Raw genomic sequence first — 16,425 nt, 5'->3', positions numbered from 1 at the left:
TGAAGTATTATTACTTTTCTCGCTAAGTGCCGAACTATAGTGGTAAAGCAATAGATGAACGTCTCATATAATTGTGTTACTAAACATATTTCGTTATTCTTAAGTAAGTTATCATACAATTCGAATAATTGTCGGGTGAAATAGGAGGTTTTTTAATTTATGAATTCACAAATACAAAATGTATTAGAAAATATAGAAAAAGTAATGATTGGCAAAAGAGAGGTTGCAGAGCTTAGCATAGTAGCCCTGCTAGCAAAGGGACATATCTTACTTGAGGACGTACCAGGTGTCGGTAAAACAATGATGGTTCGAGCACTGGCAAAAACATTTGAGGCACAATTTAAAAGGATTCAATTTACACCGGATTTATTACCGTCAGATGTTGTAGGGGTGTCGATTTATAATCCGAAAACGCTGGAATTCGAATTTCGACCTGGTCCGATCATGGGAGATGTAATTTTAGCGGATGAAATTAACCGTACATCTCCAAAAACGCAATCTGCTTTACTTGAGGGGATGGAGGAAGCATCTGTTACTATTGATGGTAAAACCTTAACAATCAACCAACCATTTTTCGTAATGGCCACTCAAAATCCAATTGAGCATGAAGGGACATATCCGTTACCAGAAGCACAGTTAGATCGTTTCTTACTAAAAATAAAAATGGGCTATCCTTCAAGAGGGCAAGAAGTGGAGATTCTTCGTCGTGCTGAGCATGGTAAACCGATTGAAAAAATTGAAGCAGTACTAACAGTTGCGCAATTAATTGAATTGCAGGAGCTTGTACAGGGTGTGTATGTTGAGGATTCAGTCAAAAACTATATGGTCGAATTGGCGACTCAAACGAGGGAAAATAACTATGTACATTTAGGAGTAAGTCCTCGTGCAACGATTGCTTTAATGAAGGCTTCACAAGCGTATGCATTTATAAAAGGGCGTAGTTTTGTTACTCCTGATGATGTTCAATATTTAACACCATTTGTCTTTAGCCATCGTTTAATATTAAAGCCAGATGCTCGCTATGATAACGTAACGGCAGAAGAAATTATTGAGCGAATTATTGCGAAAGTACCTGTGCCAACAAAGAGGTTTGCAGAGCAATGAAAAAATGGCAAGCCTTAATAGAGAAAAGTAAACATTTCCTTTTAGTTTCTTTGTTAATGATCATAACGTTTTGTTATGCCATGTTCCAAGGTGGGTTTGTCAGTTGGTTTGTATTTTTTACAGTTAGTCCGTTTTTGTTATACGCACTTATTTTCTTACTAGTGAAAGAAGATATTTTACTGGTGGAACGCAAAATTGAGCCCTCTCGCGTAGAGAGTGGACAATCTGCTAAGGTAACAATTACGGTAGAGCGAAAAACACGCTTTCCGTTTGCTTATATGATGATGGAGGAACTTGTAAACAGTGAAGTCCTTATTCAATCAAGGGTACAAGGAACGAATACCATTAAGTTCGTTGGCTTCAGGAAAAAATTTAGCTGGAATTATGTGCTGGGAAATATGTCCCGTGGCGAGCATCGTTACTTAGGTGTTAATATTGTTTTCTGTGATTTTTTTGGCTGGGCAAAAAAGCGAGTTGTGGCAGACAAGGAACAAGTCATTTTAGTATACCCGAGAGTACGCGAAATGAGGTATGCCGCGCTTCAAACAAAATTTGATGTTGGTACAATGATGTCACCTTATTCAATTGTTAAGGATACATCAATGGCTGTTGGTTTACGTGAGTATGTTCCAGGTGACCGTTTTTCGTGGATTCACTGGAAATCATTTGCGAAAACACAAACGTTGCAATCTAAAGAATTTGAAGATCGACAATCACAGGAGTTAATGCTATTACTCCATGCCGGAAAGTCTTCCTTATTTGAAGAAAAAATTGAGCTTGTAGCATCGATGCTACAAACCATTGTCAAAGAACGTGGAGATATTTCGTTTGTTTCAGCTGGTTTTAACACGAAGGTGTTTCCGATTATTCAAGGTAATAAGCAGCTAGATCAAGTAATGCACCATTTAGCTGCTATAAAACCTGCTGAAACTGTCAAATTCCAATTTCGAGATCAGCAATTGTTTAAGCATGTTGCAACATTACTATATATTACGAATGAAGTATCAGATGAATTAATACATTCTCTTGCCAATATGGTGAAAAGCTGTATTTGTTTTGTAGTAGCGGAGGAGCCGCCTATGCAAACAAATTTGGCAAAGCGTTATAGGCAAATTCAAGTTGTACATGTAAATCCAACAGATTATTACCATTTGTTCACGGAGGTGATGAAGCCGTGAAAAAATCACTAGGAAATTTTATCGAATTAGCAATAGCATACGTAATTATTTTTCTAATTTTACGTGAATGGCTTATTCCTGTAATGCAGCTAACAAATACAGGAGTGTTTCATTTATTTTTAGTGTTCATCGGTTTATCATTGGTACTCAGTTTATTTCAAGTGCACCCAATACTGTCGGGATTGGTGAAATTTGGTTATATTACTTGGTTTATAGTGTTTGTTTATAGTGAAAGTCCCTTTTTTTCTGGACAGACAATACCGTTTTTAATGCATGAATGGAAATGGAATATGACTGCCTTCCTTTCGGGCGATTTTGGAAAAGTATCGGATTCATTTAGAACGGTGCTCTTCGTTGCGCTTATTTGGATGTTAATATACCTGATACACCACTGGATAACCGTGCGAAAAAATATATTCTATTTCTTTGCTTTAACAGTATTCTTTATTGCCACACTAGATACATTTAGTGACTATGATGGAAAGGTGGCAATTGTTAAAGTTATTGTGCTTGGATTAATAATGACAGGCTTGCTTTTTGTTAAGCGCTTATGGCTTCAAACAGATGCAGAGAGCAATTTCATAGGAAAATGGAAGCTGGTTATTCCGATGGTTGTTTCGGTAATGCTTGTTAGTGGAGTGGCATTCTATTTACCTAAGACAGGGCCAACTTGGGCTGATCCAGTCCCTTTTATTAAGGGGGTGGCAGGGCAAGATGGCATTGGAACAGGCGAAAAAACAGTTGGTTACAGCGAAGACGATAGCCAATTAGGGGGACCGTTCCAAGGTGATAATACACTAATATTTACGGCATCTACCCGTGATCGTCATTATTGGCGTATCGATACAAAGGATACTTATACTTCGAAGGGCTGGATTCTTTCTGAGGGGAACTTTGGAAAAAATGTCTACGAGACCAATACTCCTATCCAAACTTCATTACAAGTTGGATCCCCTGAAACTGAGCGACAGGTTCAAATGGACATTGCTGTTCCGATGCCTTTTTTAATTCAAACATATGGCATGATATCTGTTTCTACCCAGGATTCACCGCTCTTTATTCAAGATGAACACACTGAAAAAATAGCAATAGAACAACAGAATGGCGAGTCAAAATTATTATCTAACTATACGATCTCTTATAGTGAGCCAGTATTTAGCATGGAACAGCTCCAAATGGCAGACCCATCCACGCTAAAAACAGTAGATCCGTCCTTTGACCGGTTTTTACAATTGCCAGACACACTTCCACAACGTGTAGGGAATTTAGCGCAAGAAATCACACAGGGTAAAGCTTCGGTCTATGATCAAATAAAAGCAGTTGAAAAGTATTTTTCATCTCATGGCTTTAGATACGATAAAAAAGAAGTAGCCATCCCTGCTGAGGGTCAGGACTATGTTGATCAGTTTTTATTCGATACTAAAATCGGCTACTGTGATAATTTCTCAACATCAATGGTTGTGCTCCTCCGTTCGGCAGGGATACCTGCACGCTGGGTGAAAGGCTTTGCACCTGGTAATCCTGGTCGAATATCAGATGGTTTACAAGAGTATCAAATTACCAATGATAATGCACACTCTTGGGTGGAAGCGTATATACCTGGAACAGGGTGGATGGAGTTTGAACCGACAATTGGATTTTCAGGAAATGTGAATATCGATTATGATATTGAGCAAGATACTCCTCAGCAGGAGCAAGTACTGGAGCCAGAAAAAAAGCAAGAGCAACCAAAGAAGGAAGAGCAAGAGCCGAAGAAAGAAACTTCTAACTCAACATCATTTAGCTTTGATTCTGTGTGGACATGGATGAAAAAGCATATTTACGTATGGATTGCTCTAGTCATTTTGATGATTATCGCTAGTATCGCTTTGTTTATGCAACGTAAAACGTGGATACCTAAAATGCAAGTACGAGTATTTCGTAAAAAAGAAGCGGACTGGGCAAATTTTGATGCATCTTACCAGGTTTTAACGAAGCAATTATCTCGTATTGGCTTACGCCGGAAAGATGGCGAAACATTACGTGCATTTGCTGAACGAGTTGATGAAGCGTTAGAGACAGGAGCGATGCAGAAACTGACCGCTGTGTATGAACAACATATTTATGGCAAGGATAAACAAGAGGTTGATTTTGTGAAACTGAAAGAAAGTTGGGAAAATTTAATCAATCGCACTATCAGTTGATTTTGATGGGTACAAAGAGTAAAATGAAAAAAATTATATATGATTAGGATTGCTTTCATATAAGTTCGATAATAAGGTTCGGATGTTTCTACGAGATCACCATAAATGATTTCTCTATGAAGGTGGATGTTTTGGTTAGGTGAGAAGGTTAGTAAATCACTTTTCTTTGCTACGCATTCGCCTTTATAAATCAAGAGCTTATGAACGCGTAGGAAGTTTTTACTTTCATACGCGTTTTTCTTTGAACATATGAAAAGTCCTTTAAAAATAGTAGAAGAGGTGGAAATATTGTCAGCTAGCCCTTTATTAGAGCAAGAAAAAATCGTCGTTCTTGATTTTGGTAGCCAATTTAACCAATTGATTACGCGTCGTATCCGTGAATTTGGTGTTTTCAGTGAGTTACATCCTCATACGATTACAGCAGAAGAAATTAAAAATATGAATGCATCAGGTATTATCTTTTCAGGTGGTCCAAACTCAGTTTATGACGAGAATGCATTCCATGTAGACCCAGCTATTTTTGAATTAGGCTTACCAATTCTAGGTATTTGCTATGGTATGCAATTAATGGCACATACGCAAGGCGGTAAAGTTGAAGGTGCTGAAACACGTGAATATGGTAAAGCAGAAATTAAAGTAACAGCTTCAAACAAGTTATTCGGTGACTTACCAACTGAACAAATCGTTTGGATGAGCCACGGTGACCATGTAACAGAGGTACCTGCTGGTTTTGAAGTAATCGCAACAAGTGCTGCTTGCCCTATCTCTGCAATGGCAAATGTAGAACGTCAACTATATGCAGTACAATTCCACCCAGAAGTACGTCACTCTGTATACGGTAACGACTTATTACGTCAGTTCGTATTCGATATTTGTGGAGCAAAAGGCGATTGGTCAATGGCAAACTTCATTGAACTTGAAATCGCAAAAATCCGCGAAACAGTAGGCGACAAAAAAGTATTATGTGCACTTTCAGGCGGTGTAGACTCATCAGTTGTTGCTGTTCTAATTCATAAAGCAATTGGCGACCAACTAACTTGTATGTTCGTTGACCACAACTTAAACCGTAAAGGTGAAGTTGAGCAAGTTATGAAAACATTCACAGAAGACTTCGACATGAATCTTATTAAAATTGATGCACGTCAACGTTTCATGGATAAACTTGCAGGCGTTTCTGATCCAGAACAAAAACGTAAAATTATCGGTAACGAATTTATTTACGTATTCGATGAAGAAGCAGCTAAACTTGAAGGAATGGACTTCCTAGCACAAGGTACGCTTTACACAGATATCATTGAATCTGGAACATCAACTGCACAAACTATTAAATCACACCATAACGTTGGTGGTCTTCCAGAAGACATGCAATTCAAATTAATTGAGCCACTTAACACATTATTTAAAGACGAAGTGCGCGCATTAGGTTTAGAGCTTGGTCTTGACGAAAAAATCGTTTGGCGTCAACCATTCCCAGGTCCTGGTCTAGGAATCCGTGTACTTGGTGAAGTAACAGAAGAAAAACTAGAAATCGTACGCGAAGCTGATTTCATCCTACGTGAGGAAATCGCAAAAGCTGGTCTTGATCGCGACATCTGGCAATACTTCACGGTATTACCGGACATCCGTTCAGTTGGCGTAATGGGCGATGCACGTACGTATGACTATGCAATCGGTATCCGTGCGGTAACATCTATCGACGGTATGACTTCTGACTGGGCACGCATTCCTTGGGATGTATTAGAGAAAATCTCTGTCCGCCTAGTAAACGAAGTAAAACACGTTAACCGCGTACTGTATGATATTACATCTAAGCCACCAGCAACTATCGAGTGGGAATAAGAAAATAAGCTGGAAATCCTTTATTTAACAGGGTTTCTGGCTTTTTTTTATGTTCAAGTGCAACCATTTTGCAACCAATCCAAATAATTTTATATTGATTTACTCATGATTTCGGACGTGTTGGTTGGAAATGAATTTTCTCTCAATATTTGATTCAGATATTTGGATAACATTTGTTAGTTTTCTAGCAACATCTTTATTTGTGTTTGGGTATAAATGCCCGTATGCTCCTAGGGTGGTTTGGATATCTTCATGCTCTAACCTATCTCTGATTATCAAAGCATTTTCTTCAATAGAGATTAATAATGAAGCGTGAGAGTGGCGGAGTGCGTGAGTTTTAGTACAGTGTACATTAGCTAATTTTGAATGTCTGTCAATAATATGCTTTGGTGCGTGTTTGTTAGTAGGTAATCCAACATATTTTGAAGGTATATTTTTATCTTGTATTTCTTTCCACTGTCTTAAATGTTCTAGGGTATTGTCATCTATTGCGATTACTCGATTGCTGGAAAACTTGCTAAGGGTACTCCTATAAATGGAGTAGATAAACAAAATTGTAAACCAAAGAAAGGTTATTATTGGTATTATTACTCTGCGAATAGACTACCCAAGGGGCATCGCGCATTTTATGGGGGAGCAGTAAAATAAAAATTAAGGTTAGGGGGATATAGACATTAACTCTTTTGTACAGTTGCATTAAAGAAATGGAGTTTTTAAAGTGAGTGAATATGTATCCTGAATTATTCATAGCTATCTAAAGTTTGTGGATTTTCATGAGTTTTTTTAGAAGTCCCATTTTTTCGTGAATCTATGCTTAAGGAAAGAAGTTTCTTCAATTCTTTTTGACATTATATGCATCTTGCTCCCCGTAAACCTTCGTATACGCTCAATGGCAACTGTACCGTTCTCCGATCGGTTTGTTAACGCATACCACCCTGTGCCTTGTTGACAGGGACAGGGTGTTTTTTAGAGGTACAACACTGCTCTTTAAGAAAAATAATCATCGTCAGCCTTACGTCATATTTTGCTTAGTGCTTATGTCGTGTTGTGCCACGTTGAACAAGCTTAACTTCCAACTGATGATGCGTTGCAACAAGCGGCTCCTGTTCAATTTTATTGATCAGAATTTGCGCAGCAAGCTCCCCCATCTCATAGATTGGCTGTAATACTGTACTCAGCTCCGGGTATACCATCTCTGTAAGTGGAATGCCATCGTAACCGATAATTTGCACCTGATCAGGTACATGAATACTTCGCTCCTGCATCGCGCGTAGCACGCCGATCGCTATCAGATCATTGCCTGCAAATACTCCGTCTATATCAGGATACTTGTCAAAAAGCTGATTAGCAGCCTCCACAGCCCCTTTAAGCTGGAAATTGCCATCGACAATCAGCTTTGTTGTAAACCAGGGAAGCTCCTCTACCAGATCAAGATAGCCCTGACAGCGTTCATCCGCAATCCATAGCCCTTTGGGTCCTCTAAAATGGGCAATCTTTGTACAGCCTTGATTAAGCAAAGCTTCCACAGCTAAGCGGGCACCCTTGCGATTTTGTGAGGATACCGTAGGCACAGCAGGAGAGCTGATACGATCGACTGAAACCATCGGAATCTGAAGCTGCTCAATCTCCTCAACAGATAACGTATTGGATGCCATAATAAATCCATCGATATACTTGTGCTTTAATGACTGAATATACTGTCTTTCCAGTTTAGGAGAATCATTCGTATTGCATAGAATCGTTGTGTACTGGTATTTTTGCATGGTTTTTTCCACAGCAAGGGCGAGTTCATTAAAGAAAGGGTTCGTAATATCCGGAATGAATAAGGCAATCGTCTTGGAAGACTTTTTGGAGAGGCTTCTTGCAATGTCATTTGGTGTATAATTCAATAGCTTCATGGCGTCATTCACTCTTTGTACCGTATCCGCATGCACATATCCTTTGCGATTCAGGACGCGAGACACTGTCGCTACGGATACCTCTGCTAATTTAGCGACATCTCGTATCGTTGCGATTATCCTTCAACTCCTTTCACCCCTAATGTATCGTCAGCGTTGAGTACGAAATATATTTATGATACCGATTGCACATAGTCATTGTCAATACAAAAAAATACTGATTGACAGCGCTTTCATTCCTGCGATAAGATGATGGCAAATAGGTAACCGGTTACACATTGGATGTGAATGGGTTGCTGTGTGTTTAATTATCCATTTGAGAGGATGTTGAGAAGCATGACTGTACAGAGAATTCCTATTATTATTGACACCGATCCAGGAATCGATGATGCCGTTGCCATTGGTGTCGCATTACATCATGAAGAGCTTGAAGTTAAGCTGATTTCGACAGTCGCAGGCAATGTAGATGTTGACAAAACAACGAACAACGCACTCAAACTCGTCCAATTTTTCGACAAGTTCACCCCTGTTGCAAGAGGAGCAAGCAAGCCGCTTTGTACGGAATATGAGGATAGCAGTCGGATTCACGGCGAATCAGGTATGGATGGGTATGAATTCCCTGAAGCGAAAGCTGCCATCCATCAAGAGCACGCCGTAAATGCCATTAGGCAGCTGCTTATGAATAGCGAAGAGAAAGTGACACTTGTACCGATTGGTCCATTAACGAACATTGCTTTGCTGTTATCACTATATCCAGAGTGCTATTTCAGGATCGAGCGGATTGTCTTGATGGGTGGTTCAGCAAACGGTGGAAATCATACCCAGACAGCGGAATACAACATCTTTGCAGACCCGGAAGCAGCCAAGATCGTGTTCAGTTCAGGACTCGATGTTACGATGGTGGGACTTGATGTGACAAGCAAAGCGACTTTGACTCCAGACAATGTCATCGCGATTCGCGATCAGAATGAGACGGGCAAGATGATGTACTCCCTATTCCAGCATTATCGTGGCGGAAGCTTGAAGACAGGGCTTAAGATGCATGATTTGTGTGCGATTGCTTATCTGGTCAAGCCTGAACTGTTTACAACGAAGAAGTGCTTCGTCGATGTGGAGACCGCAGGCGCTTATACAAGAGGCACAACGATTGTAGATCAGAAGAACCGGTATCAGCAACCACCTAACACAACCGTATGTCTTGATATCGATGTCGAGGCATTCCGGATGTGGGCAGTGAAGTGCTTGGCAGCAGCGCGGTAATTAAGATTTCTAAGGAGGAGAATCCATTTGACAGAACTTATATTCGCTCTAGTCGTAGTCGTGTTGGTGGGCTATCTGATTTACAAGAAAATTAACGCTACCATCGCTTTATTCATCGGAGGTATTCTGCTTCTTTACGGTGCGGCATTTATGGGACATACGATCTTGCCAGAAGATGAAACGACAGGCTCGGTTTGGCTAGATCCCATCAAATCCATCACAACAATTTTTATTAGCAATCTTGGCAATATCGGGATGACGATCATGGTTCTCTTCGGCTTCTCTACTTATATGACGCATATTGGCGCTAACGAAGTAACCGTTCAAACCTTGATGAAACCATTGTCGAAGATCAAATCTGTGTATGTATTAGTTCCAGTCATCTTTATTGTCGGGAACTTGCTGTCACTTGTTGTGCCAAGCGCATCAAGTCTCGCCGTATTATTGATGGCTACCTTGTATCCCGTCTTGAATCGCATCGGGATGTCGAGCTTAACAGCAGGTGCTGTTATTGCGACAACTGCAACCATCATGCCTACTCCTTTGGGGGCTGATAATGTTATCGCTGCCCAGACACTAGGCATTGATTTAATGGATTATGTGCTGAAGTATCATGCTGCTATTTCCATTCCTACACTGCTGCTCATGACGGTTGCTCATTACTTCTGGCAGAAATATATGGATAAGAAGAATCCGAATACAGGTGAAATTGACGACTCTAAACTTCAAGTATTGCGTGATGACTTGCCGCCAGCTTATTATGGAATTCTGCCTGTGCTGCCGCTCATTCTCATTACCGTATTCGGTATTTTTATTACATCAATCGAGATTGGACTCGTCGAAATTACGTTCCTGTCACTGATTGTTACGGTAATTATCGAGCTTCTGCGCAAGCGCAAGGCTCAGCCTGTATTCGAAGATCTGATGGTATTCTTCAATGGCATGGGTAACGGGCTTGCGATGGTTGTGGCGTTGCTTGTCGCTGCAAGCTTGCTCGTCAATGGCTTGCAGACTCTCGGAATTGTAGAAATGCTGACCGATTCGGTCAAAGATATTAATGGTGCAGGCATGATTCTCATGTTCGCATTCTCTGGCGTTACAGCACTGATTGGTCTGATTAGCGGTGGCGGCTTAGCCGTATTCTACGCTTCTGTAGGTATGCTGCCTGACATTGCGGAGAATGTAGGGATTAATGGCGCGATGCTCACTATTCCGATGCAATTAATCGCTAACCTTGTGCGTTCGATTTCACCAGTTGCTGCATGTATTATCGTCGTATGTAGCATCATCAAGGTTAGTCCTATTGCTGTAGTGAAGCGTACATCTGTACCGATCATCGTAGGCATTATCAGTACGCTAGTCTTGTCATATATCATGTTCTCTTAATATCTATTAAGAGGTTAGGCAAAGTATAGGCAAGTTGTGTTGTAAGGATAGGAAGTGAATAAGAGATGAAGAAAATAGGCGTGCTTGGGAGCATCAACATGGACACAAGTCTATTGCTTGAGTCGCTTCCGAGCCAAGGAGAGACTATATTGGCAACAAGCAAGCTGACAGGACCAGGAGGAAAAGGCTTTAACCAAGCGGTGTCAGCGGCAAGATTAGGGGCTGAAGTAAACTTTATCGGCAAAGTCGGGGCAGATGAGTTCGGACGGCAATTAGTGACTACCCTGCAGCAAGAAGGGGTTTCCACTGATCATATTTATGTAGACGCTAATTTGCCAACAGGAGAAGCTATCATATTGCTTGGTAGCAGTGGGAGCAATATGATTGTGGTTAATTCAGGCTCTAACATGGGGCTTACGCCAGCCGATATCGATCATTCCGAACAGATGATTGCAGATGCTGATATCATACTTGCTCAGTTCGAGGTTCCTGTTCCAGTCATTGAGCACGCATTCGCACTAGCCAGAGCAAAGGGCAAGATTACCGTGCTGAACCCTGCTCCTGCCAAACAAATTCCGGCATCGTTACTGCAGTTGACAGACTTTCTTATTCCGAATGAAAGTGAGATGCACATCATTACAGGCTGCGACACCGACAGCAACGAATCGATAAGTGAAGGGGCTTACAAGCTAATACAGCAAGGCGTCGGCTCGGTTATCGTGACGCTTGGCGAACGAGGAATCCTAATCTGCCATCGAGATGGCTCCATACCGATTCCTGCACAGCGTGTACAAGCCATTGATACGACAGCAGCAGGCGACAGCTTTATTGGTGCGTTCTGCACACAGTTAGATGCCTATAGCGATAAGCCGCTCGATAACATTATTGAGGCCGTGCAGTTTGCCAACCGCTTCTCAGCTATTGTCGTACAGCGCAAAGGAGCATTCCAATCCATTCCCTATATTCATGAGCTAATAGACATACAAGCTTAAGGTTAGTGGATCGCATGCAAGAATGAATAGCATATAGCAGACATGCCCATAAGGCCGCTCATTTCAGAGGCTCGGTGTTCGTGCACACCGGCTACGGAAATGAGCGGCCAATTTGTCATGCTTTTGAATGGTTTGGGACGCCTCGTCAATCGGCTCATACTTTTCAATCCACGCACCATGTAAGGGGTGACACGTGCGTTTCACATCTCGCTTATCCAGAAATTTGCGAGCCATTATTCCATACCAGCATCTCTGGAATAATGCAAACCCGCCGTATATTATTGGAGAAGAAAAATTTGAAACTTCTACACTAGGCAAGCTAAACGACGGTACTAAACAAATGAGTGGAAAATGGATCGACTTATTGCAGCCTGGGTATAGTAAACTAATAAATATAAATAGGACTCAATGTCGTTGTTTAGTTTAGGGGGATGGAAATGGAAAACAATATAGCGATGATACATACACTTGCTATTGGTATGCCAAAAGAATTGCATTATAGTAATGGGCGCTCAATGATTACAGGGATTGAAAAAAGAAAAGTGGAAGAAGTTTATTTGTCCGCTCGTGGATTTGAGGGGGACGATGTAGCAGATAAAAAACATCATGGTGGTCCTGACCGCGCTGTTTGCTTATATCCTGCGGAGCATTACATACAATGGGAGCAGGAACTGGGTAAACCATTGCCGACAGCGGCATTCGGTGAAAATTTAACAGTAACGAATATGTTAGAAGCGGATGTTTGTATTGGCGATATTTATAAAATAGGTGATGCTGTCATCCAAATTACCCAAGGACGTGTACCATGTAGTACGATTGATAAATATACTGAGGCGAACATATTACTCAAACGTTTAATTGAAACAGGTTATACGGGCTTTCTTGCACGTGTACTGGAAGAAGGGACAATCCGTGCAGATTCAAAAATTGAATTAGTGGAAAAGCATTCTGCGTGTGTTTCAGTTTTGCATTGCAACGAAGTGTATTTTAAAAACAAAGACGCACTAGCGATGAAACGAATTCAAGCGGTTGATGCATTAGCGGAAGATTGGAAACAAAAATTAGAAAAAAGGATTCAGCTCTTGCAAAGTAAAGTGATGAATTAAATATATGTTGATCAAGGGAGAACTCCTACAGTCACTGTATTAAAATCCTCAAGAATTCGAATGAATTCTAGGGGATTTTTTATTTTATAACTATCGATAAAGCATTAAGTCCTAAACGATTTCTTAAAATGTGTCATCTACTGAAAGAGGTCAAATAAGAAATTTACACGAACTTTCTCGTGATATTTATAAAAAATGTTCGGAAATAGGGTTGAAATCTAAAAAATGAAATGATATATTACGATTGTAAATTAAATAAGTCGTCGTATAATGTCGGGGATAAGGCCCGTGAGTTTCTACCAAGTTACCGTAAATAACTTGACTACGATTTTAGTTATATATATTAATGTATAGACACTAAATTAATTTCTCACAATAACGGTGATGAAATGTATCGTAGACATGCGACTAGTAGAGTAGTCAGTGTGTCTTTTTTGTTTTCGATATTGAAGACGACCATACGGAGGATTTCTTTAAAATGAAAAAGTATTTCATGTTCGATGAATTAGGAACTAATTATCGCCGCGAAATAATAGGTGGTATTACTACATTCCTTGCTATGGCTTACATTTTAGCTGTTAACCCTGGCATCTTAGAAAATGCAGGGATGGATAAAGGTGCTGTATTCGTAGCTACAGCATTAGCAGCTGCAGTCGGTTCTCTGATTATGGGTATATTCGCTAAATTCCCAATTTCCCTTGCTCCTGGTATGGGCTTAAACGCATTCTTTGCCTTCACTGTAGTTGGAGCTTACGGTATTCCTTGGCAGACTGGTTTAACAGGTGTTTTCTTCTCAGGGATTATCTTTATCTTTCTTTCACTAACGGGTATTCGTGAAACAGTAATTAATGCAATTCCGGTCCAACTTAAATATGCGGTTTCGGCAGGTATTGGTTTGTTTATAACATTTGTAGGGTTACAAGGAGCGGATATCCTCGTAGATAGCCCAGCTACATTAGTTACATTAGGAACATTCACTGGTTCAACTTTACTAGCTGTATTTGGGATTGTCCTTTCAATTATTCTTATTATTAAACTACGCAGTATTGGTATTTTCTTAGGGATGGTTATAACAGCAATTGTTGGTATAATTACTGGTGTGATTGATCCACCTGCAGCGGTTGTTTCAGCTATTCCGAGCGTGGATTCGACATTTATGGTAGCTTTAGATCCAATTTTTCATGACTTCGATTCATTATTAAACGTTAAATTTTTAGTTGTTGTCTTAACATTCTTGTTTGTGGATTTCTTTGATACAGCAGGTACTTTAATGGCAGTTGCAACACAAGCGGGATTAGTAAAAGATAATAAATTACCACGTGCAAGCCGTGCATTGATGGCGGATGCTCTTGCAACAACAATTGGTTCTTTATTTGGTACATCAACAACTACTGCGTATGTAGAGTCAACTTCTGGTGTAGCAGCAGGTGCTCGTTCAGGTTTCTCTGCTGTTGTAACGGCAATTCTGTTCTTGATAGCGTTATTCTTCTCACCGTTACTTGCTGTGGTAACTCCAGCGGTAACAGCACCAGCTCTAGTTATTGTAGGTGTTTTGATGGTATCCTCATTGCGTTTAATTGATTGGGATAAATTCGAAATTGCAGTACCTGCTTTCTTTACAGTAATTATGATGCCTCTTGGTTACTCAATTGCTACTGGTATTGCTATAGGTTTTGTATTCTATCCAGTAACAATGCTTTTAGCGGGTCGTAAAAAAGAAATTCATCCTATGATGTACGGATTGTTCTTTGTCTTCCTTGCATACTTTATCTGGGTACGCTAATTATAAATACACAATAGAAATATAAAAAGCACCTACAATTGTTAGAAATGAAACTAACAATTGTAGGTGCTTTCTTATTGGAGAATTAAAAACTATAAAAATATAAAAGGATTTTAATGACTAGAAAAAGGGAAGCTACTAATATGAGAGATCAGCGGTTATAGTGTCAATGTAAAGCATATCACTTTCATATGTAGTTGAAGTTGATTCACATATTATAGAAGAAACTCCTTTTTTATTTAATTAGAATAGTTTTACTTTAATAATCCGCTTGCAAACTTACTATTAAGGTGATATATTTATAAGCGTTGTTACGAAAGAAACATCAACAACAACAACAAAACATTAACATAAATAGTTGACATAAAGTTAACAACATGTTAAAATATAGAAAGTCACTTAAATGCGACAAACAAATGAACCTTGAAAACTGAACAAGCAAAACGTAATCAATAAAGTTTTTAGTAGCTAACCTTGAGTTAGTGAACGAAACAAAATTTTGGACATCAAACATGATGCCAGCAAAACAATTTGAGCTAATCAAATTTCTTTTATGGAGAGTTTGATCCTGGCTCAGGACGAACGCTGGCGGCGTGCCTAATACATGCAAGTCGAGCGAACAGATAAGGAGCTTGCTCCTTTGACGTTAGCGGCGGACGGGTGAGTAACACGTGGGCAACCTACCTTATAGTTTGGGATAACTCCGGGAAACCGGGGCTAATACCGAATAATCTATTTCACTTCATGGTGAAATACTGAAAGACGGTCTCGGCTGTCGCTATAAGATGGGCCCGCGGCGCATTAGCTAGTTGGTGAGGTAACGGCTCACCAAGGCGACGATGCGTAGCCGACCTGAGAGGGTGATCGGCCACACTGGGACTGAGACACGGCCCAGACTCCTACGGGAGGCAGCAGTAGGGAATCTTCCACAATGGGCGAAAGCCTGATGGAGCAACGCCGCGTGAGTGAAGAAGGTTTTCGGATCGTAAAACTCTGTTGTAAGGGAAGAACAAGTACAGTAGTAACTGGCTGTACCTTGACGGTACCTTATTAGAAAGCCACGGCTAACTACGTGCCAGCAGCCGCGGTAATACGTAGGTGGCAAGCGTTGTCCGGAATTATTGGGCGTAAAGCGCGCGCAGGCGGTCCTTTAAGTCTGATGTGAAAGCCCACGGCTCAACCGTGGAGGGTCATTGGAAACTGGGGGACTTGAGTGCAGAAGAGGAAAGTGGAATTCCAAGTGTAGCGGTGAAATGCGTAGAGATTTGGAGGAACACCAGTGGCGAAGGCGACTTTCTGGTCTGTAACTGACGCTGAGGCGCGAAAGCGTGGGGAGCAAACAGGATTAGATACCCTGGTAGTCCACGCCGTAAACGATGAGTGCTAAGTGTTAGGGGGTTTCCGCCCCTTAGTGCTGCAGCTAACGCATTAAGCACTCCGCCTGGGGAGTACGGTCGCAAGACTGAAACTCAAAGGAATTGACGGGGGCCCGCACAAGCGGTGGAGCATGTGGTTTAATTCGAAGCAACGCGAAGAACCTTACCAGGTCTTGACATCCCGTTGACCACTGTAGAGATATGGTTTTCCCTTCGGGGACAACGGTGACAGGTGGTGCATGGTTGTCGTCAGCTCGTGTCGTGAGATGTTGGGTTAAGTCCCGCAACGAGCGCAACCCTTGATCTTAGTTGCCATCATT

11 protein-coding genes, 1 rRNA gene and 2 riboswitches are annotated in these 16,425 nt (G+C 40.8%); of the genes, 10 read left to right on the top strand and 2 right to left on the bottom strand.

Translation table 11 applies throughout. From position 1 onward, the window contains the following. The first annotated feature begins 159 nt into the window (after positions 1 to 159). From ACFTQ7_RS19095 to guaA, 4 genes are all read left to right on the top strand, one after another. Complete coding sequence (locus ACFTQ7_RS19095) at positions 160 to 1,104, top strand: AAA family ATPase (protein ID WP_386830403.1); 945 nt, start codon at positions 160 to 162, stop codon at positions 1,102 to 1,104. Then, a complete protein-coding gene (locus ACFTQ7_RS19090) occupies positions 1,101 to 2,282 on the top strand; it encodes a DUF58 domain-containing protein (RefSeq protein WP_386830402.1) in 1,182 nt (393 codons plus the stop codon). The genes ACFTQ7_RS19095 and ACFTQ7_RS19090 overlap by 4 nt, the downstream gene beginning before the upstream one ends. Beyond that, on the top strand, positions 2,279 to 4,465 hold the full coding sequence (locus ACFTQ7_RS19085; protein WP_386830401.1) for a transglutaminase TgpA family protein: 2,187 nt from the start codon (positions 2,279 to 2,281) through the stop codon (positions 4,463 to 4,465). The genes ACFTQ7_RS19090 and ACFTQ7_RS19085 overlap by 4 nt, the downstream gene beginning before the upstream one ends. Positions 4,466 to 4,500: 35 nt before the next feature. Beyond that, a riboswitch (purine riboswitch) is annotated at positions 4,501 to 4,602 on the top strand. A 151-nt stretch (positions 4,603 to 4,753) separates the two neighbouring features. Beyond that, positions 4,754 to 6,304 (top strand): glutamine-hydrolyzing GMP synthase, encoded by a 1,551-nt coding sequence (gene guaA, locus ACFTQ7_RS19080; protein ID WP_386830400.1) that lies wholly within the window; start codon positions 4,754 to 4,756, stop codon positions 6,302 to 6,304. 99 nt (positions 6,305 to 6,403) lie between these two features. Here the strand turns inward: guaA and ACFTQ7_RS19075 are convergent, their stop codons facing one another. Both ACFTQ7_RS19075 and ACFTQ7_RS19070 read right to left on the bottom strand, forming a co-directional pair. After that, the gene (locus tag ACFTQ7_RS19075; RefSeq protein ID WP_386830399.1) at positions 6,404 to 6,856 is read right to left on the bottom strand and encodes a tyrosine-type recombinase/integrase; all 453 of its coding nucleotides are present in this window, start codon (positions 6,854 to 6,856) and stop codon (positions 6,404 to 6,406) included. A gap of 476 nt (positions 6,857 to 7,332) precedes the next feature. After that, positions 7,333 to 8,319 (bottom strand): LacI family DNA-binding transcriptional regulator, encoded by a 987-nt coding sequence (locus ACFTQ7_RS19070; RefSeq protein WP_386830446.1) that lies wholly within the window; start codon positions 8,317 to 8,319, stop codon positions 7,333 to 7,335. A gap of 219 nt (positions 8,320 to 8,538) precedes the next feature. Between ACFTQ7_RS19070 and rihC the strand changes: the two genes are divergently transcribed. From rihC to ACFTQ7_RS19040, 6 genes are all read left to right on the top strand, one after another. Continuing rightward, positions 8,539 to 9,462 carry a ribonucleoside hydrolase RihC gene (rihC, locus tag ACFTQ7_RS19065; protein ID WP_386830398.1) on the top strand — a complete coding sequence of 308 codons (924 nt, stop codon included), beginning with the start codon at positions 8,539 to 8,541 and terminating at the stop codon, positions 9,460 to 9,462. 27 nt (positions 9,463 to 9,489) lie between these two features. Next, positions 9,490 to 10,848, top strand: a complete 1,359-nt coding sequence (gene dcuC, locus ACFTQ7_RS19060; RefSeq protein WP_386830397.1) for a C4-dicarboxylate transporter DcuC — start codon at positions 9,490 to 9,492, stop codon at positions 10,846 to 10,848. Between the two features lie 65 nt (positions 10,849 to 10,913). Further along, complete coding sequence (gene rbsK / locus ACFTQ7_RS19055) at positions 10,914 to 11,840, top strand: ribokinase (RefSeq protein ID WP_386830396.1); 927 nt, start codon at positions 10,914 to 10,916, stop codon at positions 11,838 to 11,840. 437 nt (positions 11,841 to 12,277) lie between these two features. Beyond that, positions 12,278 to 12,946: an MOSC domain-containing protein gene (locus tag ACFTQ7_RS19050; protein ID WP_386830395.1), complete on the top strand. Its 669-nt coding sequence runs from the start codon at positions 12,278 to 12,280 to the stop codon at positions 12,944 to 12,946. Positions 12,947 to 13,189: 243 nt separating this feature from the next. After that, positions 13,190 to 13,291, top strand: a riboswitch (purine riboswitch). Positions 13,292 to 13,424: 133 nt separating this feature from the next. Next, complete coding sequence (locus ACFTQ7_RS19045; RefSeq protein ID WP_386830394.1) at positions 13,425 to 14,729, top strand: NCS2 family permease; 1,305 nt, start codon at positions 13,425 to 13,427, stop codon at positions 14,727 to 14,729. 550 nt (positions 14,730 to 15,279) lie between these two features. Continuing rightward, positions 15,280 to 16,425, top strand: a 16S ribosomal RNA gene (locus tag ACFTQ7_RS19040); the annotation flags it as partial.

It is taken from the genome of Lysinibacillus sp. NPDC056959, assembly GCF_042674095.1.
Taxonomy (GTDB): domain Bacteria; phylum Bacillota; class Bacilli; order Bacillales_A; family Planococcaceae; genus Lysinibacillus; species Lysinibacillus zambalensis.
Note: the sequence above shows the minus strand (reverse complement) of the source record. Positions and strands in the feature narration are given on the sequence as shown.

Bases quoted from the DNA above. Each gene is read 5' to 3' on its own strand.
- ACFTQ7_RS19095 (WP_386830403.1), top strand. From the start codon at position 160: ATGAATTCACAAATACAAAATGTATTAGAAAATATAGAAAAAGTAATG.
- ACFTQ7_RS19090 (WP_386830402.1), top strand. From the start codon at position 1,101: ATGAAAAAATGGCAAGCCTTAATAGAGAAAAGTAAACATTTCCTTTTA.
- rihC (WP_386830398.1), top strand. From the start codon at position 8,539: ATGACTGTACAGAGAATTCCTATTATTATTGACACCGATCCAGGAATC.
- rbsK (WP_386830396.1), top strand. From the start codon at position 10,914: ATGAAGAAAATAGGCGTGCTTGGGAGCATCAACATGGACACAAGTCTA.
- ACFTQ7_RS19050 (WP_386830395.1), top strand. From the start codon at position 12,278: ATGGAAAACAATATAGCGATGATACATACACTTGCTATTGGTATGCCA.
- ACFTQ7_RS19045 (WP_386830394.1), top strand. From the start codon at position 13,425: ATGAAAAAGTATTTCATGTTCGATGAATTAGGAACTAATTATCGCCGC.